The 21,785-nt window shown below is 37.8% G+C and carries 18 protein-coding genes and 1 pseudogene; all 19 read left to right on the top strand.

All coding sequences use genetic code 11. The features are described from left to right. Positions 1-8 precede the first annotated feature (8 nt). Positions 9-734: an elongation factor P 5-aminopentanone reductase gene (gene ymfI, locus IEV41_RS06875; RefSeq protein WP_188387658.1), complete on the top strand. Its 726-nt coding sequence runs from the start codon at positions 9-11 to the stop codon at positions 732-734. Between the two features lie 68 nt (positions 735-802). Continuing rightward, positions 803-1,048, top strand: a complete 246-nt coding sequence (locus IEV41_RS06870; RefSeq protein ID WP_188387657.1) for a DUF3243 domain-containing protein — start codon at positions 803-805, stop codon at positions 1,046-1,048. 227 nt (positions 1,049-1,275) lie between these two features. After that, on the top strand, positions 1,276-2,067 hold the full coding sequence (locus IEV41_RS06865) for a YmfK family protein (RefSeq protein WP_188387656.1): 792 nt from the start codon (positions 1,276-1,278) through the stop codon (positions 2,065-2,067). 21 nt (positions 2,068-2,088) lie between these two features. Then, positions 2,089-3,003 (top strand): helix-turn-helix domain-containing protein, encoded by a 915-nt coding sequence (locus tag IEV41_RS06860; protein ID WP_188387655.1) that lies wholly within the window; start codon positions 2,089-2,091, stop codon positions 3,001-3,003. Between the two features lie 95 nt (positions 3,004-3,098). Continuing rightward, positions 3,099-3,674, top strand: coding sequence for a CDP-diacylglycerol--glycerol-3-phosphate 3-phosphatidyltransferase (gene pgsA, locus IEV41_RS06855; protein WP_188387654.1), 576 nt, complete (start codon positions 3,099-3,101; stop codon positions 3,672-3,674). Positions 3,675-3,707: 33 nt separating this feature from the next. Beyond that, positions 3,708-4,943 (top strand): competence/damage-inducible protein A, encoded by a 1,236-nt coding sequence (locus IEV41_RS06850; protein ID WP_188387653.1) that lies wholly within the window; start codon positions 3,708-3,710, stop codon positions 4,941-4,943. Positions 4,944-5,125: 182 nt separating this feature from the next. Next, the gene (gene recA, locus IEV41_RS06845) at positions 5,126-6,160 is read left to right on the top strand and encodes a recombinase RecA (protein WP_188387652.1); all 1,035 of its coding nucleotides are present in this window, start codon (positions 5,126-5,128) and stop codon (positions 6,158-6,160) included. Between the two features lie 362 nt (positions 6,161-6,522). Continuing rightward, on the top strand, positions 6,523-8,088 hold the full coding sequence (gene rny, locus IEV41_RS06840) for a ribonuclease Y (RefSeq protein ID WP_188387651.1): 1,566 nt from the start codon (positions 6,523-6,525) through the stop codon (positions 8,086-8,088). A 124-nt stretch (positions 8,089-8,212) separates the two neighbouring features. Next, positions 8,213-9,010, top strand: a complete 798-nt coding sequence (gene ymdB, locus IEV41_RS06835; RefSeq protein ID WP_188387650.1) for a 2',3'-cyclic-nucleotide 2'-phosphodiesterase — start codon at positions 8,213-8,215, stop codon at positions 9,008-9,010. 113 nt (positions 9,011-9,123) lie between these two features. Beyond that, positions 9,124-9,384, top strand: coding sequence for a stage V sporulation protein SpoVS (gene spoVS, locus IEV41_RS06830; RefSeq protein WP_101593997.1), 261 nt, complete (start codon positions 9,124-9,126; stop codon positions 9,382-9,384). 84 nt (positions 9,385-9,468) lie between these two features. Beyond that, entirely contained in the window at positions 9,469-10,398 is a 930-nt protein-coding gene (locus IEV41_RS06825) for a dipeptidase (protein WP_188387649.1), read from the top strand. A 378-nt stretch (positions 10,399-10,776) separates the two neighbouring features. Then, a complete protein-coding gene (locus IEV41_RS06820) occupies positions 10,777-12,513 on the top strand; it encodes a 2-oxoacid:acceptor oxidoreductase subunit alpha (protein ID WP_188387648.1) in 1,737 nt (578 codons plus the stop codon). Position 12,514: 1 nt separating this feature from the next. Beyond that, entirely contained in the window at positions 12,515-13,381 is an 867-nt protein-coding gene (locus tag IEV41_RS06815; protein WP_188387647.1) for a 2-oxoacid:ferredoxin oxidoreductase subunit beta, read from the top strand. Positions 13,382-13,660: 279 nt separating this feature from the next. Further along, the gene (gene tdh / locus IEV41_RS06810; RefSeq protein WP_229722166.1) at positions 13,661-14,701 is read left to right on the top strand and encodes an L-threonine 3-dehydrogenase; all 1,041 of its coding nucleotides are present in this window, start codon (positions 13,661-13,663) and stop codon (positions 14,699-14,701) included. 18 nt (positions 14,702-14,719) lie between these two features. Then, entirely contained in the window at positions 14,720-15,895 is a 1,176-nt protein-coding gene (locus tag IEV41_RS06805) for a glycine C-acetyltransferase (protein ID WP_188387646.1), read from the top strand. Positions 15,896-16,076: 181 nt separating this feature from the next. Beyond that, positions 16,077-17,594 (top strand): annotated as a pseudogene (miaB, locus tag IEV41_RS06800) (tRNA (N6-isopentenyl adenosine(37)-C2)-methylthiotransferase MiaB); the annotation flags it as partial. Further along, positions 17,571-18,053 carry a YlbF/YmcA family competence regulator gene (locus IEV41_RS06795; protein ID WP_308420335.1) on the top strand — a complete coding sequence of 161 codons (483 nt, stop codon included), beginning with the start codon at positions 17,571-17,573 and terminating at the stop codon, positions 18,051-18,053. The pseudogene miaB and the gene IEV41_RS06795, both read left to right, overlap by 24 nt. A gap of 321 nt (positions 18,054-18,374) precedes the next feature. Beyond that, positions 18,375-18,920 (top strand): outer spore coat protein CotE, encoded by a 546-nt coding sequence (gene cotE, locus IEV41_RS06790; RefSeq protein WP_188387645.1) that lies wholly within the window; start codon positions 18,375-18,377, stop codon positions 18,918-18,920. A gap of 214 nt (positions 18,921-19,134) precedes the next feature. After that, entirely contained in the window at positions 19,135-21,768 is a 2,634-nt protein-coding gene (mutS, locus tag IEV41_RS06785) for a DNA mismatch repair protein MutS (RefSeq protein ID WP_188387644.1), read from the top strand. Positions 21,769-21,785 lie beyond the last annotated feature (17 nt).

The raw sequence follows: 21,785 nt of genomic DNA, 5'->3' as shown, positions 1-21,785 counted from the left end.
GGAAGAAAATGAAGAAATACGTATTAATTACAGGCGCAAGCGGTGGTATTGGTGCAGCTATCGCACGAAAATTAGGGGAAGAAGGCTACGGTTTATATTTACATTATTATCGAAATTTAGAAGGTATCCATTCGTTATATGATGAGTTACAGCGAGCTGGAATGGAATGTTACTGTGTAAAAGCGGATTTAGCACAAAGTACAGCAGTCGCTGAAATTGCTTCGCAAATTCACCACCCCATTGAAAATGTGGTGTATACAGCCGGAAAAAGTATGGTGGGCTTAGTGACGGACGTCTCTGAACAAGAAATGCAAACGATGATTCAATTGCATGTCACTAGCTTATATACATTATGCAATCGATTTATCCCATCTATGGTGAAACTAAAAAGTGGGAATATTGTTGTTATTTCATCTATTTGGGGGCAAATTGGTGCGTCGTGTGAAGTACTATACTCTATGCTAAAAGGCGCGCAAAATACGTATGTCAAAGCGTTAGCGAAGGAACTAGCGCCAAGTAATATTCGTGTGAACGGTATCGCACCAGGTGCAGTCGAAACGAAAATGATGGAGTCATTTTCAGATGAAGATATTGCACTTATCGAAGAAGAGATTCCACTTGGGAGAATGGCAAAGAGCGAAGAGGTGGCAAACGTTGTGTCATTTTTATTATCTCCGCAAGCAAGTTACGTAACAGGTCAAGTAATTGGAGTGAACGGAGGATGGCATTGTTAGGAATACTGTATAAGATAGGGAACTTCGTTTCATACTAACAATGAACTTTTAGGAAAAGGAGTGTTAGTATGTCTGTTCTCGATAATTTCGAACAATGGAAATCCTTTTTAGGAGAACGTCTAGATGCTATACAAGGAGAAGGTACAGCTGGTGGTGCTGTTTCAGAAATGGCATTTCGTATTGGTAACTATTTAGCAAATGAAGTAGAGCCGCGAAATGAGCAAGAAAAGCTACTTTCCGATCTTTGGAAAGTAGCATCAGAAGAAGAGCAACATATAATTGCAAATTTAATGGTAAAGCTTGTGGGTAAATAATTTTTTAAAAAACAGGGAGACCTCATATAGGTCTCCCTGTTTTTTTATTAGTGATTTTTATAATAGGAAGATATATCTATGTAGTCCAATCGATTTTTTTACAGAAAATAAAGAAGCACGGGTAGAAATGTGCATATTTTTACTTGTTAATTGATGAATATACCTTTTCTATTTCCAGAAAATCAGATATTATAGGAAGAGATGGGAAAAAGCGAGGGGGAAGCGGTATGGAGAAAACGGAATGGTATTTTGAGTACGAGATACATAAAAACCGTCCTGGTTTACTTGGAGATGTTTCTTCTCTCATCGGGATGCTCGGAATAAATATTGTCACAATTAACGGTGTTGATGATAGACTACGTGGTATGCTATTATTATGTGAAAATAATGAGCAAATTAGAAGACTCGAATCAATCCTTAATACAATGGATAATATAACGGTAACGAAGCTAAGACAACCTTCGCTACGTGATCGCCTTGCTGTGCGACACGGTAGGTATATTCAGCGGGATGCAGATGACAAGAAAACATTTCGTTTCGTTCGTGATGAACTTGGATTGTTAGTTGACTTCATGGCTGAATTGTTTAAGAAAGACGGACATAAATTAATAGGAATACGTGGTATGCCGCGAGTTGGAAAGACAGAATCAATCGTTGCATCTAGCGTATGTGCGAACAAAAGGTGGTTATTTGTATCGTCGACTCTTATTAAACAAACGATACGAAGTCAGTTAATTGAAGAGGAATATAGTGACAATAATATATATATTATTGACGGAATTGTTTCGACAATGCGGGCGAACGAACGTCATTGGCAGTTATTACGTGAAATTATGCAATTACCATCTACAAAAGTAATTGAACATCCAGATGTATTCGTAAGCCAGTCTGAGTATACGTTGGATGATTTCGACTATATTATTGAACTTCGTAATAGTGATGAAGAGGAAATCACATATGAAGTAATAGATGAAATGAAAGGGAATTCATCGGGTCATTTCTCTATGTTTGATTTTTAAAAAAGTATTGAGGTGTTATCATTGACAGAATTAGGACAAGTCTTGAAGGAAGCGCGTGAGGCGAAAGGGATATCGCTTGACGAATTACAAGAAAGCACGAAAATTCAGAAGAGGTATTTAGTAAGCATTGAAAAAGGGAACTTTAATGTGTTACCTGGTGATTTTTATGTGCGAGCATTTATTAAACAGTACGCAGATGCAGTAGGGTTGGATTCAAAGCAACTAATTGAAAACCATTTCTCTACGACTCCAAATACAATTCCTCAAACAGAGGATAAAGAAGAAAAAGAAGAGCCGGTATTAACAAGAAAAGAGAAAGTATCGGTAAAGAATTCAAAAGTGATGGATTACATTCCACGTATTCTAGTTGTATCAGCAATTATTGGAGTGTTGGTAGCAGCTTGGTTTATCTTTCAAGCAAAAGCGCCTACTGTAAATAATGTTGAACAACCAAAGCCGAAAACGAATGCGACAGAAGTAGAGAAACCGGCTGAACCGAAAGAAGAGCCGAAGGAAGAAAAGAAAGAAGAAGAAAAAGAAGAAGAAAAAGAAGAGCCACCGGCTGAACCAGTTTTAGAACAAAAACTTACATATAGTCCTTCAAAAGGAAAGAGAACAACGGCTGAGTTAACAAATAACCCAAATAAAGCATTTGTTCTTGAGTTAGTTGCGACAGACAAAGAGTCTTATGTGAGTGTTGGAAAACCAGGTAGTAAGAAAGGGCAACTTCTTACAACGACATTAAAAGCGGGTGACACGAAAGAGCTTATCTTGACAGAAGAAAGTGAAGTTGAAATCAACATTGGTAGTACACCGCATGTGAAATTTAAAATTAATGGTCAAGAGATGGAATACCCATTAGAAACAACGAAAAATATCCATCAAATTATTACTATTAAAAATATAGGTGAGAAGAAGGAGTCATCATCTTCATGATGACTTTTTCTCACATATATGACCTACATAATTAATGGTTATAATGAATATGACTATGAAAAATGATAGTACGATACATTGATGGAGGAATAAGAGTGAATATACCTAATAAAATAACACTTTCTCGAATCCTTTTAATTCCCTTGTTTTTAATTGTTATGTTAGCTCCAATTGACTGGGGCATTGTAACTATTGGGGATGAAATGATTCCATATACACATTTGGTTGGAGTGGTACTTTTCTCTGTGGCAGCGTTAACAGACTGGATTGATGGTTATTATGCTAGAAAACATAATCTTATAACGAATTTAGGGAAGTTTTTAGATCCGTTGGCAGATAAGTTACTAGTGTCATCAGCATTAATTGTTTTAGTAGATTTAGGATACGTCCAAACGTGGATGGTAATTGTTATTATTAGTAGAGAATTTGCTGTTACTGGTCTACGTTTAATTTTAGCGGGTAAGGGTGAAGTAGTAGCTGCTAATATGTTAGGTAAATTAAAAACATGGATGCAACTAACGGCAATTATATTGTATTTACTACATAATGTACCATTTAATTATATTAATGTCCCAATGGATGAAATTAGTATGTGGATTGCTGTTATTTTAACAATCGTATCTGGATGGGATTACTTCAATAAGAATAAAGAAGTTTTATCTCAGCGCTAAAAAGAGGAAATGTGCGAAGGTGGGGGATAGCAGATGAATGTGGAAATTATTGCAGTTGGAACAGAGCTGTTACTTGGCCAAATTGCAAATACAAATGCGCAATATATATCAAGGCAACTCGCAACGTTAGGGCATAATTGTTATTACCATACTGTGGTAGGCGATAATAAATTAAGGTTGCGTGATGCGATTTCTACTGCATCTAAAAGGGCTGATATCCTTTTATTCACAGGTGGTTTAGGACCGACGGAGGATGATATAACGAAAGAGACGATTGCTGAATTTTGTCAAACAAGTCTCATTTATCACGAGGAATCGTTACGTTCCATTGAATCGTTTTTTCAAGTGACAAATCGAGTAATAACGGAAAATAATAAGAAGCAAGCGCTAGTATTGGATGGGGCAACTGTATTTATGAACCATCACGGCATGGCTCCAGGAATGGCCAAAGAAGTGAATGGGACGCTATTTATCCTTCTTCCTGGTCCGCCAAAAGAAATGATACCAATGTTTGATCAAGTTCGAGACTATTTCATGCAAACATATGCAACAGATGGGTATATTCGTTCAAAAGTACTGCGCTTTTTTGGGATTGGTGAAGCGGCGTTAGAAACAGCTTTATTAGATCTTATTAAGGAGCAAACGAATCCGACAATTGCTCCTTTAGCTGGTGATGGAGAAGTAACAATTCGATTAACAGCGAAACATAAGTTAGAAGATGAAGCGAACCATCTATTGGAAGAGATGGAGCAGCAAATTCGAGAACGTGTTGGCACGTATGTATATGGGTATAACGATGAGACGTTAGCTAGTAAGGTTATTGAGTTACTACAGCAACGTGGATATACACTAGCTAGCGCAGAAAGTCTAACGGGTGGATTATTTGGAGATAGTGTTACAGCCTATAGTGGTGTTTCATCTATTTATAAAGGTGGCATTGTTTGTTACTCAAATGAAAGCAAAGAACAATTGTTACATGTACCAAAAGAGGTTCTGGAACATGACGGTGCTGTAAGTGAAAGGTGTGCGGCATATTTAGCAAAAAATGTACGTGAGCAATTTAATACGACAGTAGGTATTAGTTTTACAGGTATAGCTGGTCCTACTTCGGTTGAAGGGAAACCAGTAGGCACAGTCTTTATAGGTATCTCTGTACAAGGGAAAGAAGAAGTTGTACATTCGTTAAAAATAGCTGGAACAAGAGAGCAGATTAAATTGAGGGCTGTTAAGCACGGTCTCTATCATATATTGAGAAAACTAGAAGAGTGAGGATCTTCTAGTTTTCTTTTTCTTGTATTTTTTTATGAGGAAAATCGATGTTTCGTATAGGAAAATGAAAAAATGGCGAAAATAGGTGTGGAAAAATAATCGAATAAATGTTCGATTTTTACTTGGCAAATGGGTAAAAAAAAGATATAGTATTAATAGGTTAACACAAAGGAGGAAATATTGTGAGCGATAGACAAGCTGCTTTAGATATGGCGTTAAAACAAATTGAGAAACAATTCGGTAAAGGTTCGGTTATGAAACTGGGGGAACAGTCAGAGCGTAAAATTTCTACTGTGCCAAGTGGTTCATTAGCGTTAGATATAGCATTAGGAGTTGGCGGTTATCCGCGCGGAAGAATTTTAGAAGTATATGGACCAGAGTCTTCTGGTAAAACAACGGTTTCTCTTCATGCGATTGCAGAAGTGCAAGCCCAAGGTGGACAAGCTGCATTCATCGATGCGGAGCATGCTTTAGATCCAGTATACGCACAAAAATTAGGCGTTAACATTGATGAGTTACTTCTTTCTCAACCAGATACAGGTGAGCAAGGGTTAGAAATTGCTGAGGCACTTGTTCGAAGTGGCGCAGTAGATATTATTGTTATTGACTCTGTTGCGGCATTAGTGCCAAAAGCGGAGATTGAAGGGGATATGGGTGATTCACACGTCGGTCTTCAAGCACGTTTAATGTCACAAGCGTTACGTAAATTATCAGGTGCGATTAACAAGTCGAATACAATTGCTATTTTCATTAACCAAATTCGTGAAAAAGTCGGCGTAATGTTCGGAAACCCTGAAACAACACCAGGTGGTCGTGCACTGAAGTTCTATTCTACAATTCGTTTAGAAGTACGTCGTGCTGAACAATTAAAGCAAGGAAATGATATTGTAGGTAACAAGACGAAGGTTAAAGTAGTAAAGAACAAAGTAGCTCCACCATTCCGTGTTGCAGAAGTTGATATCATGTACGGAGAGGGAATTTCACGTGAAGGTGAAATCCTTGATATCGGTTCAGAACTAGATATCGTCCAAAAGAGTGGTTCATGGTATTCTTATCATGAAGAGCGCTTAGGTCAAGGAAGAGAAAATGCGAAACAATTCTTAAAAGAGAATGAAGATATTCGTTTAATGATTCAACAAGAAATTCGTGACCACTACGGCTTAGATGATGAATCAAATAAAGTCATTGTAGAAGAGCAAGTAGAGGAAGAATTATAAGAATAGTATCCGTTTAGCTTATGTTGACGGATAAGCAAGGAGCTTCTCTTTGTAGTGTCTCGTCGACATTATATAAGGAAGCTCTTTTTACTATACAGGAAAACGTCTACTCTTCGTGTACAAACAATTCATTAGTCAGGTGTTTTTATAGGGAAATAGTGTATATGACATTAGAAAGTCAATAATAAAGTGTAAAGTAAGGATTCCAACTCTTGACAATAAAAAATGTGGCATTTACAATTAGAATGTATATTCTTAATCTAAATGAGTTTAGAATACAAAAAAGTTAACATGCTTGTATATTGAACAATGTACATGCCTATGAAACAGAGTAGATAATCGTAGCAAGAGGAGGTGGAAATATGTCGTCAGTACCTGTAGCTATCATCTCCATTTTGCTTGCCAGTATTATTGGTGGATTTGTTGGATTTCTTGTTCGTAAATCCATTGCAGAAGCTAAGATTGGTGGAGCTGAAAATGCAGCAAAACAAATCCTTGCAGATGCAAAGCGCGATGGCGAAGCTGTAAAAAAGGAAGCTTTGCTTGAGGCGAAGGATGAAATTCATAAACTTCGTACAGATGCAGAATCCGAAGTTCGTAACCGAAGAAATGAGTTACAAAAACAAGAAAATCGCTTAATGCAAAAAGAAGAGAACCTTGATCGCAAGAATGAGCAAGTTGATAAGCGAGAGCTTCAGCTTGATAAGAGGGATGATTCTATAACGTTAAAACAACAGCAGATTGAAAAGTTGGAAAGCAAAGTGGATGAGATGATTTGCAAACAACAAGAAGAGCTAGAACGCATCTCAAGTTTAAGTCGTGAACAAGCGAAACATATTATTCTTGAACGAGTAGAGAATGAGTTATCACACGAAACGGCTTTACTAATGAAAGAAACAGAAACACGCGCGAAAGAAGAAGCGGACAAGAAGGCGAAAGAAATCTTGTCATTAGCTATTCAGCGCTGTGCAGCAGATCATGTGGCAGAAACAACAGTCTCTGTTGTTAATTTACCAAATGATGAAATGAAGGGTCGAATTATCGGCCGTGAAGGGCGTAATATACGTACATTAGAAACGTTAACAGGTATCGATTTAATTATCGATGATACACCTGAGGCAGTAATTCTATCCGGTTTCGATCCAATTCGACGTGAAACAGCTCGTCTTGCATTAGACAAGCTTGTACAAGATGGACGTATCCATCCTGCGCGTATTGAAGAAATGGTAGAGAAATCACGACGTGAAGTTGACGAGTATATTCGTGAAGTTGGAGAACAAACAACTTTCGAAGTAGGTGTTCATGGTATTCATCCAGATCTTATTAAAATTTTAGGACGTCTTAAATTTAGAACGAGTTATGGTCAAAACGTATTGAAACACTCTATGGAAGTTGCTTATTTAGCAGGTTTAATGGCTGCTGAACTAGGTGAAGATGAGAAGTTAGCTCGTCGTGCTGGATTACTTCATGATATCGGTAAAGCGATTGACCATGAAGTAGAAGGTAGTCACGTTGAAATTGGTGTTGAATTAGCAACGAAGTATAAAGAACATCCGGTTGTTATTAATAGTATTGCTTCACATCATGGCGATACAGAGCCGAAGTCAATCATTGCTGTATTGGTTGCAGCAGCAGATGCTTTATCTGCAGCAAGACCAGGAGCAAGAAGTGAGACGTTAGAGAATTATATTCGCCGTCTTGAAAAGTTAGAAGAAATCTCTGAATCTTATGAAGGAGTAGAGAAATCATTTGCTATTCAAGCAGGACGTGAAGTACGTATTATGGTGAAACCTGATACAATTGATGATTTAGATGCGCATCGATTAGCGCGTGATATTCGTAAACGTATTGAGAATGAGCTGGATTATCCGGGACATATTAAAGTAACGGTTATTCGTGAAACTCGTGCGGTAGAATATGCAAAATAAAGTGGCGATAGCCACTTTATTTTTTTTCGATGTACTCTCGTTTATAAATAAGAGAGTACGTGTTGTTCATGTAGGATAAAATAAGCGTTACACAGTGATGAGTAATAGAGAGGATAGTTAAGAAATGAGAATAATGTTTATTGGAGATGTTGTAGGTTCTCCAGGGAGAAAAATGATTCAAGATTATGTGCCAGCATTAAAGAAGAAATATGGTCCGACTGTTACGATTATTAATGGCGAAAATGCTGCGGGAGGAAAAGGAATTACGGAAGCAATATATCGTAACTTCTTAGAATGTGGTGCACAAGCTGTTACACTTGGTAATCATGCTTGGGATAACCGTGGTGTGTTTGAGTTTATTGATCAAGCAAAATATTTAGTACGTCCTGCGAATTTCCCTGAAGGGGCACCAGGGAGTGGAATTTGTTATGTAAAATGTAACAGTGTCGAAGTAGCTATTATTAACTTGCAAGGAAGAACTTTCTTACCTCCAATTGATTGCCCGTTCAAAAAGGCAGATGAGTTAATTGCTGAAGCAGAGAAACGAACATCTATTATCTTTGTTGATTTTCATGCGGAAGCAACGAGTGAAAAGCAAGCGATGGGCTGGTACTTAGATGGTCGAGTAACAGCAGTTGTTGGTACACATACACATGTTCAAACTGCTGATAATCGTATTCTACCTAAGGGTACGGCGTATATTACAGACGTTGGTATGACAGGCCCATACGATGGGATTTTAGGAGTAGAACGAGAAGCAGTGTTGAAGAGGTTCTTAACGTCTTTACCTGTTCGTTTTGAAGTAACGGATGGTCGTACGCAGTTAAGTGGTGTTGTAATTGATGTGTCACCACAAACTGGAAAGGCGACGAAAATTGAGCGTATTATGATAAATGATGATCATTTATCATTCGAAGTGTAATTTTTTTAAATTTTTAGAAAAATTAACAAAAATCAGCAGGAATATCTCTCCTTCCTAGTGAATATAGTAAAGTGTAGAATTCATAGCTTTTTATAAATGAGGAGGAACTAGGAATGGAGATATTAAAAGTTTCAGCAAAATCGAACCCTAACTCTGTAGCTGGTGCACTTGCTGGTGTGTTGCGTGAACGCGGCGCAGCAGAAATTCAAGCTATTGGAGCTGGTGCATTAAATCAAGCCGTGAAGGCAGTAGCGATTGCAAGAGGGTTTGTCGCACCTAGTGGAGTGGATTTAATTTGTATTCCTGCATTTACGGACATCATGATTGATGGCGAAGAGAGAACAGCTATCAAGTTAATTATTGAGCCTCGTTAATGAGCAAACCTGCTTGCATCGCAAGCAGGTTATTTTTTTAGGACTAGATATATGTTGAATCATTCTTTTAGAGGAGGAGAATGAATGAGTATCCCTATTTTCGATGCGCATTGTGATGTATTATATAAAATGTGGCTCAAGAAGAATACTTCCTTTCAACATAGCACTGACTTGCATGTCACATATGAGAAATTAAAGAAAACAAATGGAAAAGTACAGTGTATGGCATTGTATATTCCTGAGCATGTAAGACAAGAGCATCGCTTTGACGTTTGTTTAGAGATGATTGATATTTTCTATCGGGAAATCCTCCAGAAGCATCGTGATATAAAGCTTATTTTGTGTAAAGAAGATATCGCAAGATTAAAGAAAGAGGAAATAGGTGTTGTGTTAACGTTAGAAGGATGTGATGCGATTGGTAGCAGTTTAGTAAGGTTACGTACGTTGTATCAACTAGGTGTGCGTGCTGTTGGATTAACGTGGAATTATGGGAATGCGGTAGCAGATGGGGTACGTGAATCGAGGGGAGCAGGTTTAAGTTTATTTGGAGAAAAAGTTGTTAATCAGCATAATGTATATCGACTGTGGACGGACGTCTCTCATCTCCATGAAAGAGGATTTTGGGATGTAATGGAGAAAGCACTGTATCCAATTGCTTCTCATTCAAATGCTTATACACTATGCAAGCATCAGCGTAATTTGAAAGATGAACAAATTCGAGCTCTGTTGAATAGAGATGGAGTAATTGGAATAACCTTTGTTCCTGAGTTTTTGAATGATACACAAAAAGCATCTATTACGGATGTGTTAAGGCATATCGAGTATATATGTAGCCTGGGAGGGGAATATCAAATTGGCTTCGGGTCGGACTTTGACGGTATTACAGAGATGACAGAAGGGTTGACATCATATACGGATTATTACTACTTAATAGAAAGCCTAGTGAAACATTATTCATACGAACAAGTGAAGAATTTTTGTTATTACAATTTTATTCGTCATATTCCGTTCTAAATAATTGTAATTTTCTGCTTATAGATATATCATGATTAATGATAAAGATATATTTATATAAAGCAGTTCTTTATCATATTTTGTCATTATATGATAAACTTGGTATGTAAGGGGATTCAATGCTGTATTGCAAGCGCTCTATCCTTATAAGAAGAAGATTTTTTCATTTGAATTCTTATAAGTTCTTTACTGGGGGAATGAGCAAGGGTATAATTCTCTAGAACGAACGCTCTATCATCAGGGTTAGTGTAAAAAGGTCCTACTAAACTGCTTATCGTTCGGCGAAAGGGTAGTAGTCACTATGGTAGTTGCTGCTTTTATACGTAGCACAAATGATACTAGATGCATAAGTGTACAAGATTAAAAGGGGTGTAGGAGATGGTTAGTCAACTGTCGTGGAAAGTTGGAGGTCAGCAAGGTGAAGGTATTGAGAGTACAGGTGAGATTTTCTCAGTTGCTCTTAATAGATTGGGATACTACTTATACGGGTATCGCCACTTTTCTTCACGTATTAAAGGTGGGCATACGAACAACAAAATTCGCGTAAGTACAACACAAGTACGAGCAATCTCAGATGATCTTGATATTTTAGTCGCTTTCGACCAGGAAACAATCGATTTGAACTTCCATGAGTTAAGACCTGGTGGGGTTGTGATTGCAGATGAGAAATTCAATCCAACAATTCCTGAGGGAACAGATGTAACATTGTATGTAGTACCATTTACAGGTATTGCAACAGATCTAGGTACATCACTCATGAAGAACATGGTGGCTGTAGGGGCATCAAGTGCTGTATTAGATCTTGATATTTCTGTATTCCAAAGTGTAGTAGATGAGATTTTTGGTCGTAAAGGACAACAAATCGTCGAGAAGAACATGGAAGCAATTAAGCAAGGTATGTTACATATTAAAGAACTCCTTAAGGACGAGTCTGTTATGCAGCTTGATAAAGCTGATGGCAAGAAACGTATGTATATGATCGGTAATGATGCAATTGCATTAGGTTCATTAGCTGGAGGGGCGAGATTCATGCCAGCTTATCCAATCACTCCTGCATCTGAGATCATGGAATATTTAATTAAGAAACTACCTGCTGTTGGTGGAGCAGTCATCCAAACAGAAGATGAAATTGCGGCATGTACAATGGCAATTGGTGCTAACTACGCAGGTGTTCGTACGTTAACAGCTTCGGCTGGACCAGGACTTTCGTTAATGATGGAAGCTATTGGTCTTTCTGGTATTACAGAGACACCATTAGTTATCGTTGATACGCAACGTGGTGGACCAAGTACAGGACTTCCGACGAAGCAAGAACAATCAGACTTAATGGCAATGATTTACGGTACGCACGGTGAAATTCCGAAAGTGGTAATGGCTCCGAGTACAGTAGAAGAAGCCTTTTATGATATGGTAGATGCATTTAATATTGCAGAAGAATACCAAGTACCTGTTATTGTCTTAACAGACTTACAGTTATCACTAGGTAAGCAAACGGTAGAACCATTACAGTACGACCGTATTGAAATCCGCCGAGGTAAGTTAGACTTAAATGTTGAAATCCCAGAATCAGAAAATAAAGAGTACTTCCAACGTTATGAAGTAACAGAAGATGGTGTATCGCCACGTGTTATTCCGGGTATGAAGAATGGTATTCACCACGTAACAGGTGTAGAGCACGCAGAAACTGGTAAACCATCTGAGTCTCCAACAAATCGTAAAGATCAGATGGATAAGCGTATGCGCAAGTTAGATAATATTAATTTCAATACACCTGTTTATAAAAATGCTCCGCATGAAGATGCTGACATCTTATTCGTTGGATTTAACTCAACGAGAGGTGCAATTGAAGAAGCAATGGTTCAATTTGAGGAAGACGGCTACAAAGTAAACCATGCACATGTTCGTTTACTTCACCCGTTCCCAAGTGATGAAATGAAACCATTAATCGAAAAGGCTAAGCATGTTATTGTACTAGAGAACAATGCAACTGGACAGTTAGCAAATATTATGAAAATGAATCTTGGGTACGTAGACAAGATTAAGTCATTGTTAAAGTACGATGGAAATCCATTCTTACCAAAACAAGTATATAACGATAGCAAGGAGTTGTTATAAAATGGCTACATTTAAAGATTTTCGTAATAATGTAAAACCTAACTGGTGCCCAGGTTGTGGAGATTTCTCTGTTCAAGCAGCGATTCAACGTGCTGCTGCGAACGTAGGACTAACTCCAGAGAATTTAGCAGTTGTTTCAGGTATCGGTTGCTCGGGCCGTATCTCTGGTTATATTAATTCATATGGTTTCCATGGTATTCATGGCCGTGCTCTTCCAATTGCACAAGGTGTGAAGATGGCAAACCGTGATTTAACAGTTATCGCTTCTGGTGGTGACGGTGACGGATTTGCGATTGGTATGGGTCATACAATCCATGCAATTCGTCGTAATATTAACGTGACGTATATTGTAATGGATAACCAAATTTACGGTTTAACAAAAGGTCAAACGTCTCCACGTAGTAGCGCTGGATTCAAGACGAAGAGTACACCACAAGGTTCTGTTGAGCCAGCATTATCTGTAATGGAAATGGCATTAACAGCAGGTGCAACGTTCGTAGCACAAAGTTTCTCTAGTGATTTAAAAGAGTTAACGGCGTTAATTGAAGAAGGTATTAAGCATGATGGTTTCTCATTAATCAACGTATTCAGTCCATGTGTAACCTACAACAAAGTGAACACATATGACTGGTTTAAAGAGAACTTAACAAAGCTTAGCGATGTGGAGGGATATGATCCTCACAACCGTATGAGTGCAATGCAAACATTAATGGAAAACAACGGTTTAGTAACAGGTTTAATTTATCAAAATAAAGAGCGAAAATCATACCAAGAATTAATTCAAGGTTACAGCGAGGAATCGTTAGTACATGCTAACTTAACGTTAGGCAAAGAGAAATTTGATCAATTACTTGAAGAATTCATGTAATAATAGAGAACTCCTCATTTCATGTGAAATGAGGAGTTTTTTGTATGAAGAGAGTGTTAGTTTTAAAGTTTAAAATTCAGTCTATTCCGAAAATATCGATGTTTCCTCCAATTTCTTTACCAAGGAAAAATTGAATGATAGAATAATAGTGTAAACGCATACAAGTGTGTGATTCATAAACAAGTTCTTCATAAGGTATGTTGATACATATGGAAGTGGGGGAGTATTCCTCCTACAAATGATACTATCTGCTAGTGAGAGACAAAAGGAGTGTTCATCGTGCAAGGGAAAATGAGAGCAATCGTGAAACATCACCGTGGATTCGGTGCAGAGCTACAAATGGTAGATATTCCAAGTATTAAAGAAGACGAAGTATTGATTAAAGTGAAAGCAACATCTATATGTGGAACAGATGTTCATATTTATACATGGGATGAATGGTCACAAAGTCGTGTTCATCCACCATATGTTTTTGGACATGAATTTGCAGGGGAAGTAGTAGAAATAGGTAACAAGGTAACAAATGTGAAAATAGGAGATCACGTATCAGCTGAGACACATATCGTTTGTGGTGACTGTCTACAATGTTTACGTGGGCAATATCATATTTGTAAAAACACGAAAATTATTGGAGTTGACACCCAAGGATGTTTTGCTGAGTATGTGGCACTACCAGCAACGAATTTATGGAAAAATCCAAGTGATATGCCGTTCTCAGTAGCGTCTATTCAAGAGCCAATGGGAAATGCCGTTCATACTGTATTAGCTGGTGAAGTAGCAGGACGTACGGTAGCTGTTATTGGATGTGGACCAATTGGTTTAATGGCAGTAGCGGTAGCAAAAGCGTGTGGTGCTTCACAAGTACTTGCATTTGACGTGAATGAATATCGTTTAGAGCTAGCCAAGAAAATGGGGGCAACAACGGTTGTTCATTCAATGAATGAAGATCCAGTAGCCGTAGCACAAAGTTTAACGAACGGTGACGGTGTAGACGTTGTATGTGAAATGTCGGGCCATCCAATTGCAATGAATCAAGGTTTTGAAATGGTGACAAATGGTGGACGTGTGTCTATTCTAAGTTTGCCAGTTCGACCTGTGTCTGTTGATGTTACAAATCACATTGTATTTAAAGGAATAGAAGTTCAAGGTATTACGGGAAGAAAAATGTACGAAACATGGCAACAAGTATCGTCATTATTACATGCAAAGCAAGTAAGTGTAGAAGAGCTTATTACACACGAATTACCATTAGAAGAGTTTGAAAAAGGTTTCGAGTTAATGATAGAAGGAAAATGTGGAAAAGTTGTCTTAATTCCGTAACAAATGGAGGGGTATTTCATGAGAGGATTTGAACATTTAGAGAAAGAATTACAAGAGATGAGAGAGGGCGGAGTATTTCGTCGTCTAACAATCTTAGATTCAAAGCAAGGTTCGAAAGTGACAATTAACGGTAAAGAAGTAATTCAGCTATCTTCAAATAACTACTTAGGATTCACGGATCACCCACGTTTAACGAAAGCTTCTTTAGACGCAGTGGAGAACTACGGAGCTGGTACTGGTTCTGTGCGTACGATTGCAGGAACATTTACAATGCATGATGAATTAGAGAAGAAGTTAGCAACATTCAAACATACAGAAGCGGCACTTGTATTCCAATCAGGGTTTACAACGAATCAAGGTGTATTATCAGCCATTTTATCTGACGAGGACGTTGTAATTTCAGATGAATTGAATCATGCATCTATTATTGATGGTATTCGTTTAACAAAGGCGAAGCGCAAAGTATATAAGCACGTAAATATGGAATCGTTAGAAGAAGCACTGAAAGAATCAACAGGCTTCCGTAGACGTTTAATCGTAACGGATGGCGTCTTCTCAATGGATGGAAATATTGCACCACTTCCACAAATTGTGGAGTTAGCGGAGAAGTATGATGCAATTATCATGGTAGACGATGCACATGCTTCTGGTGTATTGGGGGAAAATGGTAGAGGAACAGTTAATCATTTTGGTTTAGATGGTCGTGTTCATATTCAAGTTGGTACGTTAAGTAAAGCAATTGGTGTATTAGGAGGATATGTTGCCAGTACGCGAACATTAATCGATTATTTAATTCATAAAGGAAGACCGTTCTTATTTAGCACATCTCATCCACCAGCAGTAACAGCATCTTGTATGGAAGCGATTGATGTTCTGTTAGAAGAACCGCAATGGATGGAAATGCTATGGGATAATGCGAAGTTTTTCAAAGACGGCTTAGAGAAGTTAGGATTTAATACAGGTAAAAGCGCAACACCAATTACACCTGTTATCGTAGGAGATAGTGTGTTAGCACATCAATTATCAGATAAGTTGTTGCAGTATGGTGTATATGCACAAAGTATTGCGTTCCCAACTGTTGCAAAAGACGCTGCACGTGTCCGAACAATTGTAACAGCGCAGCACACGAAAGAGGAGTTACAAGAGGCGTTAGCGGCTTTTGAGCAGGCTGGAAAAGAGTTGGGTATTATTTAATTCGTACTCTGTTAACCTTGAAAGTAGACGATATACTGTTATAATATATACATATATTTCTATTATTTTCTATCTATTTCTAGATAAGTATGTCATTTCTGGGCAAAGAGCGGCTATTTTTAATAGATGAGAGTAAGTGATATGTAGATATTGTGTATATTTTGTGAGAGGGGTTAGTTTCATGAACGAGCAACAAAGGCTACAATCCACGATTCCGGCGGGCAAAAAAGCGGAGAAGGATTATAGTAAGTATTTCGAAAATGTGTATCAATCACCGTCTCTAAAGGATGCGAAAAAACGTGGGAAAGAAGAAGTGCAAATTCACCGCGATTTCGAAATTCCTGAATCAATGAAGGCTATCGGCAAAGGTCATAAATTCTATATTCGTACATATGGATGCCAAATGAATGAACATGATACAGAAGTCATGGCTGGAATTTTGATGTCGATGGGATACGAGGCAACACATTCAACAGAAGATGCAGATATTATCTTGTTAAATACATGTGCAATTCGTGAAAATGCCGAAAACAAAGTATTTGGTGAAATAGGTCATTTAAAACCTTTGAAGAAAAGGAATCCAGACGTATTAATCGGTGTATGTGGCTGTATGTCACAAGAAGAGGGTGTTGTAAACCGCATTCTTCAAAAGCACCAATTCATCGATATGATTTTTGGAACACATAATATTCACCGTTTACCAAATATCATTCAAGATGCGATGTTTGGGAAGGAAAGAGTTGTCGAAGTGTGGTCGAAAGAAGGCGACATTATCGAGAACCTTCCGAAAGTACGTAAAGGGAAAATTAAAGGATGGGTTAATATTATGTACGGATGTGATAAGTTCTGTACGTACTGCATTGTACCGTATACACGCGGGAAAGAACGCAGTCGTCGTCCAGAAGATATTATCGCAGAAGTGCGCGAATTAGCACGTCAAGGATACCAAGAAGTAACCCTTCTTGGCCAAAACGTAAATGCATACGGCAAAGACTTAGAAAATATGGAGTACGGTTTAGGCGATTTAATGGATGATATCCGTAAGATTGACATTCCACGTATTCGTTTCACGACAAGTCATCCGCGTGATTTTGATGATCGCTTAATTGAAGTGTTAGCAAAAGGTGGTAACTTAATGGATCATATCCATTTACCAGTTCAATCTGGAAGTACCGAGGTCCTAAAGCTAATGTCGAGAAAGTATAGCAGAGAGCATTATTTAGAGCTTGCTAGCAAAATTAAAATAGCGATGCCAGAAGCTTCATTTACAACCGATATTATCGTAGGTTTTCCAAATGAAACAGATGAGCAATTCGAAGATACACTATCTTTATATCGCGAAGTAGGATATGATAATGCATATACATTTATTTACTCACCGCGTGAAGGTACACCAGCTGCGAAGATGATAGACAATGTTCCGTTAGAAGTGAAAAAAGAACGCTTACAACGTCTAAATGCGCTTGTTAATGAAATGGCATTAGAGAAGAATAAAGCATTCGTCGGTAAAGTCGTGGATGTACTTGTTGAAGGCACGAGTAAGAATAATGAAGATGTTCTTGCTGGTTATACGACAAAGAATAAGTTAGTGAACTTTGTAGGCCCTACATCAGTAATTGGTAAAATTATAAAAGTAAAAATCACCGATGCAAAAACGTGGAGTTTAAATGGTGAAATGATAGAAGAAATTGTAGAGGTGAGTAAGGTAATGACACATTACACAAAAGAAGAAATCGTAGCTCGTGCAAGAGAGCTTGCTAGCATGATTGCAAATACAGAAGAAGTAGACTTTTTCAAGCGTGCAGAAGCGCTTATTCATCAAAATGAAACAGTAAGAAATCACATTAATGAAATTAAAGCATTACAAAAGCAAGCAGTTAACTTTGAGCATTACGGAAAGACAGAAGCATTAAAGCGTGTAGAGGAAAAAATCACGAATCTTCAAGAAGAAGTAGATGCAATTCCAGTTGTTCAAGAGTTCCAATCATCACAAGTAGAAGTAAATGATTTACTTCAACTTGTGGCAAACACTATTTCAAATACAGTAACAGACCAAATTATTGAGTCAACAGGCGGCGATGTATTACGCGGCGAAACAGGTGCACAAATCCAAGCATCAGCAGGAAAAAGCTGTGGCACTGGTTGCGGTTGCCATTAATTTATGTGAAAGTCCAACGTATGATGCGTTGGACTTTTTTTCTGATTGGTTTCCTTTCTTTTGAAATTTCACTTACCATAATTTTATTATAAAAAAGAGGCACGTATTTAGAAATTCATGCATATGATACAGTAGATGTGCTTTTACTACTAGGCATTTATCCCGAAGTAGCAATCATTTCTTAGTCGTGAAAGACACAACAAAATTTGTGAGTAACGTTTCCTTTGAACCTGCATATTTATGGGAAGGTATTAGGAATGAATAAGGATTGTCTTGCATAGGATGAAATGAAGGAAGATGGACTGAGGAGGGTTAGTGAATATGTCTGGATACAGAGAGATTATTACAAAAGCAGTAATTGGAAAGGGACGAAAGTATACAAAATCCACGCATACAGTATGTCCTAGTCATTGCCCAACGAGTATTCTAGGATGCTGGGTTATTAACCACGTGTATAAAGCAAAGCGAAATGGTGATTACGTAGAGATTTACGGAAGCTATGATAGTAACGTTTGGTATTCGTATGATGACAATACAAAGACAGAAGTTGTAACAGAGACAATGACATACAAAGATGAAGTACGCCTACGCTTCAAAGATCAAGAAGTACTCGGTGATGATTATGAAATTATCGCTCGTGTTATTCAACATCCAAATTGTTTAGAAGCAGTTATTTCTCCAAATGGAAACAAAATTATTGTTCAAGTGGAGAGAGAATTTGTTGTGGAAGTAGTAGGGGAAACGAAAGTGTGTGTAATGGTAGATCCTCAAGGATGCGAACAGGATGACGATTGGGGTCTTGATGTGAACGATGAAGAATTTGAAGACTTAGATCCAAACTTCATTGTTGGATCAGAAGAAGAGTAATTGCTGGGAAGAATATTCTTCCTGGCTTTTTTTGTTGTTGAATAACAGGAAAATAGAGATACTTTATTAAGATTTATCTTCTACATCATGGAGAATCGTATCAATCGCACTGTGCTTAAAATCAGTCTCACCTCCCCAAATTTACTTCTAAGTAGAAGAGAAAGTTATGTTATAATAAGGGATATTATTAGACATGAGAGTGTGGAGGATGACAATGGCAAAGCATACGCCTATGATGCAGCAATATTTATCGATTAAGGCAGATTATCAAGATGCCTTTTTATTTTTCCGTTTAGGAGATTTTTATGAGATGTTCTTTGAGGATGCGGTGAAGGCAGCTCATGAACTAGAGATTACATTAACAAGCCGTGATGGTGGAGATGACCGTATTCCAATGTGTGGTGTACCGTATCATGCGGCAAAAGGATATATTGAAACATTAGTTGAACGTGGATACAAAGTAGCAGTTTGTGAACAAGTAGAAGATCCAAAGGCAGTTAAAGGTATTGTCCGCCGTGAAGTGGTTCAACTTATTACACCGGGGACAATGATGGAACGTAAAACGATGGATGAGAAGACGAACACGTATATCGTATCGGTAACGGACTTCGCAGACGGTTCATATGGAATTGCGTGTAATGACTTAACAACAGGAGAAAACACAGCGACGTTATTTAGGGGTACGTTAGAAGAGGTTATATTAGAGGTACACTCATTAGGTGCGAAAGAACTAGTTGTATCGTCTACTTTCCCAATCGAATCGATTCAAAAGGTCATTCAACAATTACAAATCGTTGTATCTTTGGAAGAAGATACGGCAATTTCTGATGCGTTCCAACCGTTAGTGAGTAAATTAACACAAACGAAGTTAAAAGAAACGTTCGGACGTTTATTAAACTATTTATTAAAGACACAAAAACGTGCCTTAGATCATTTACAACCAGTTGAATTGTACGATCGTAATCAATTTATGAAAATCGACGTGCATTCAAAGCGCAATTTAGAACTAACAGAAACAATTCGTTCAAAAGGAAAGAACGGTTCACTGTTATGGTTAGTAGATAAGACGAAGACAGCGATGGGAGGTCGTCTCTTAAAGCAATGGATTGATCGTCCATTAATTAACCGTGCAGCAATCGAACAGCGCCACCATATGGTCGAGACGCTTCAAGATAATTTCTTCATCCGCGAAGACATGAAAGAAAGCTTGAAGGAAGTATACGATTTAGAGCGTCTTGCGGGGAAAGTTGCATTTGGAAATGTGAATGCACGTGATTTAATGCAATTGAAGCGTTCATTAATGCAAATTCCAACGTTAAAAGATTTAGTTGGACAACTTGGCAATGACTATGCAGACAAAATGGCTGATTCATTAGATGCTTGTCCCGAGCTTACAGCACTATTAGAACGTAGTATTAAAGAAGAACCACCACTGTCGATTAAAGACGGGGACATCATTAAAGAGGGCTATAATGAAAAGTTAGATGAATATCGTTTTATTAGCAAGAACGGAAAGACATGGATTTCTGAGTTAGAGCGTAAAGAGCGCGAATTAACAGGTATTAGGTCGCTTAAAATTGGATATAATCGTATTTTTGGTTACTACATTGAAGTAACGAAATCAAATCTCGCTTCATTACAAGAAGGGCGTTACGAGCGTAAGCAAACGTTAGCGAATGCAGAGCGTTTTATTACAGATGAATTAAAAGAAAAAGAAGCGATGATCCTAGGTGCAGAAGAAAAAATCGTTCAATTAGAATATGATTTATTCGTGCAGCTTCGTGAACAAGTTAAAACATTTATCCCACGCTTACAACAATTAGCGAAAATTGTTAGTGAATTAGACGTCCTGCAAAGCTTTGCGACAGTAAGTGAAGAGAATCACTTTGTGAAACCAACTTTAACGGATAAACGTGAAATGTTCGTGAAAGAGGGGCGCCATCCAGTTGTGGAGAAAGTGCTAGAATCAAGCCGTTACGTACCAAATGACTGTATGATGCAAGATGGCTTAAATATTTTCCTGATTACAGGGCCAAATATGTCGGGTAAGAGTACGTATATGCGTCAAATCGCATTAATTAGCATTCTAAACCAAATTGGTTGCTATGTACCTGCAACAGAAGCGTTATTACCTGTCTTCGATCAAATCTTTACACGTATTGGAGCGGCGGATGATTTAATTTCTGGACAAAGTACGTTCATGGTTGAAATGTTAGAAGCAAATAATGCAATTGCACATGCAACAGAGCGAAGCCTTATTTTATTCGATGAAATTGGGCGTGGAACATCGACGTATGACGGTATTGCATTAGCACAAGCAATCATTGAATATATCCATGAACATATCGGTGCAAAAACGTTATTCTCAACACATTACCACGAGTTAACGGCACTAGAAGAACAATTACACGCGCTGAGGAATGTTCACGTAAGTGCAGTAGAGGAAAAAGGAAAAGTAGTATTCCTTCATAAAATTAAAGAAGGTGCAGCGGATAAGAGTTACGGTATTCACGTTGCAGAATTAGCAAATTTACCAAAAACATTAATTAATCGAGCGCAAGAAGTATTAAATAGCTTAGAAGAAGATGCACCAGTAGCTTCTATTCCAGTACAAATTGTTCGTGAAGTAGTAGAAGAAAAGAAAAAAGAAGAACCAAAGGCTGATATACTTGCAGATGACCAACTATCATTCTTTAGTACGGCTGAAGAGAAGCCAAAAAAAGAAGAAAAGCTATTGTCAAAAGAAAAAGACATATTAGAGATGCTTCGTAAATTAGACTTATTAGATACAACACCGCTTGATGCGATTAATACATTATATGCAATTCAAAAGAAACTAAAAAAATAAAGATGAAGGAAGGGGGA

Origin of the sequence: Priestia taiwanensis, from assembly GCF_014638355.1 — a bacterium.
Lineage (GTDB): Bacteria > Bacillota > Bacilli > Bacillales > Bacillaceae_G > Priestia_D > Priestia_D taiwanensis.
Note: the sequence above shows the minus strand (reverse complement) of the source record. Positions and strands in the feature narration are given on the sequence as shown.

Coding starts and splice junctions, on each gene's coding strand:
- ymfI (WP_188387658.1), top strand. CDS start 9: ATGAAGAAATACGTATTAATTACAGGCGCAAGCGGTGGTATTGGTGCA.
- IEV41_RS06870 (WP_188387657.1), top strand. CDS start 803: ATGTCTGTTCTCGATAATTTCGAACAATGGAAATCCTTTTTAGGAGAA.
- IEV41_RS06865 (WP_188387656.1), top strand. CDS start 1,276: ATGGAGAAAACGGAATGGTATTTTGAGTACGAGATACATAAAAACCGT.
- IEV41_RS06850 (WP_188387653.1), top strand. CDS start 3,708: ATGAATGTGGAAATTATTGCAGTTGGAACAGAGCTGTTACTTGGCCAA.
- rny (WP_188387651.1), top strand. CDS start 6,523: ATGTCGTCAGTACCTGTAGCTATCATCTCCATTTTGCTTGCCAGTATT.
- ymdB (WP_188387650.1), top strand. CDS start 8,213: ATGAGAATAATGTTTATTGGAGATGTTGTAGGTTCTCCAGGGAGAAAA.
- spoVS (WP_101593997.1), top strand. CDS start 9,124: ATGGAGATATTAAAAGTTTCAGCAAAATCGAACCCTAACTCTGTAGCT.
- IEV41_RS06825 (WP_188387649.1), top strand. CDS start 9,469: ATGAGTATCCCTATTTTCGATGCGCATTGTGATGTATTATATAAAATG.
- IEV41_RS06820 (WP_188387648.1), top strand. CDS start 10,777: ATGGTTAGTCAACTGTCGTGGAAAGTTGGAGGTCAGCAAGGTGAAGGT.
- IEV41_RS06815 (WP_188387647.1), top strand. CDS start 12,515: ATGGCTACATTTAAAGATTTTCGTAATAATGTAAAACCTAACTGGTGC.
- IEV41_RS06805 (WP_188387646.1), top strand. CDS start 14,720: ATGAGAGGATTTGAACATTTAGAGAAAGAATTACAAGAGATGAGAGAG.
- IEV41_RS06795 (WP_308420335.1), top strand. CDS start 17,571: ATGATAGAAGAAATTGTAGAGGTGAGTAAGGTAATGACACATTACACA.
- cotE (WP_188387645.1), top strand. CDS start 18,375: ATGTCTGGATACAGAGAGATTATTACAAAAGCAGTAATTGGAAAGGGA.
- mutS (WP_188387644.1), top strand. CDS start 19,135: ATGGCAAAGCATACGCCTATGATGCAGCAATATTTATCGATTAAGGCA.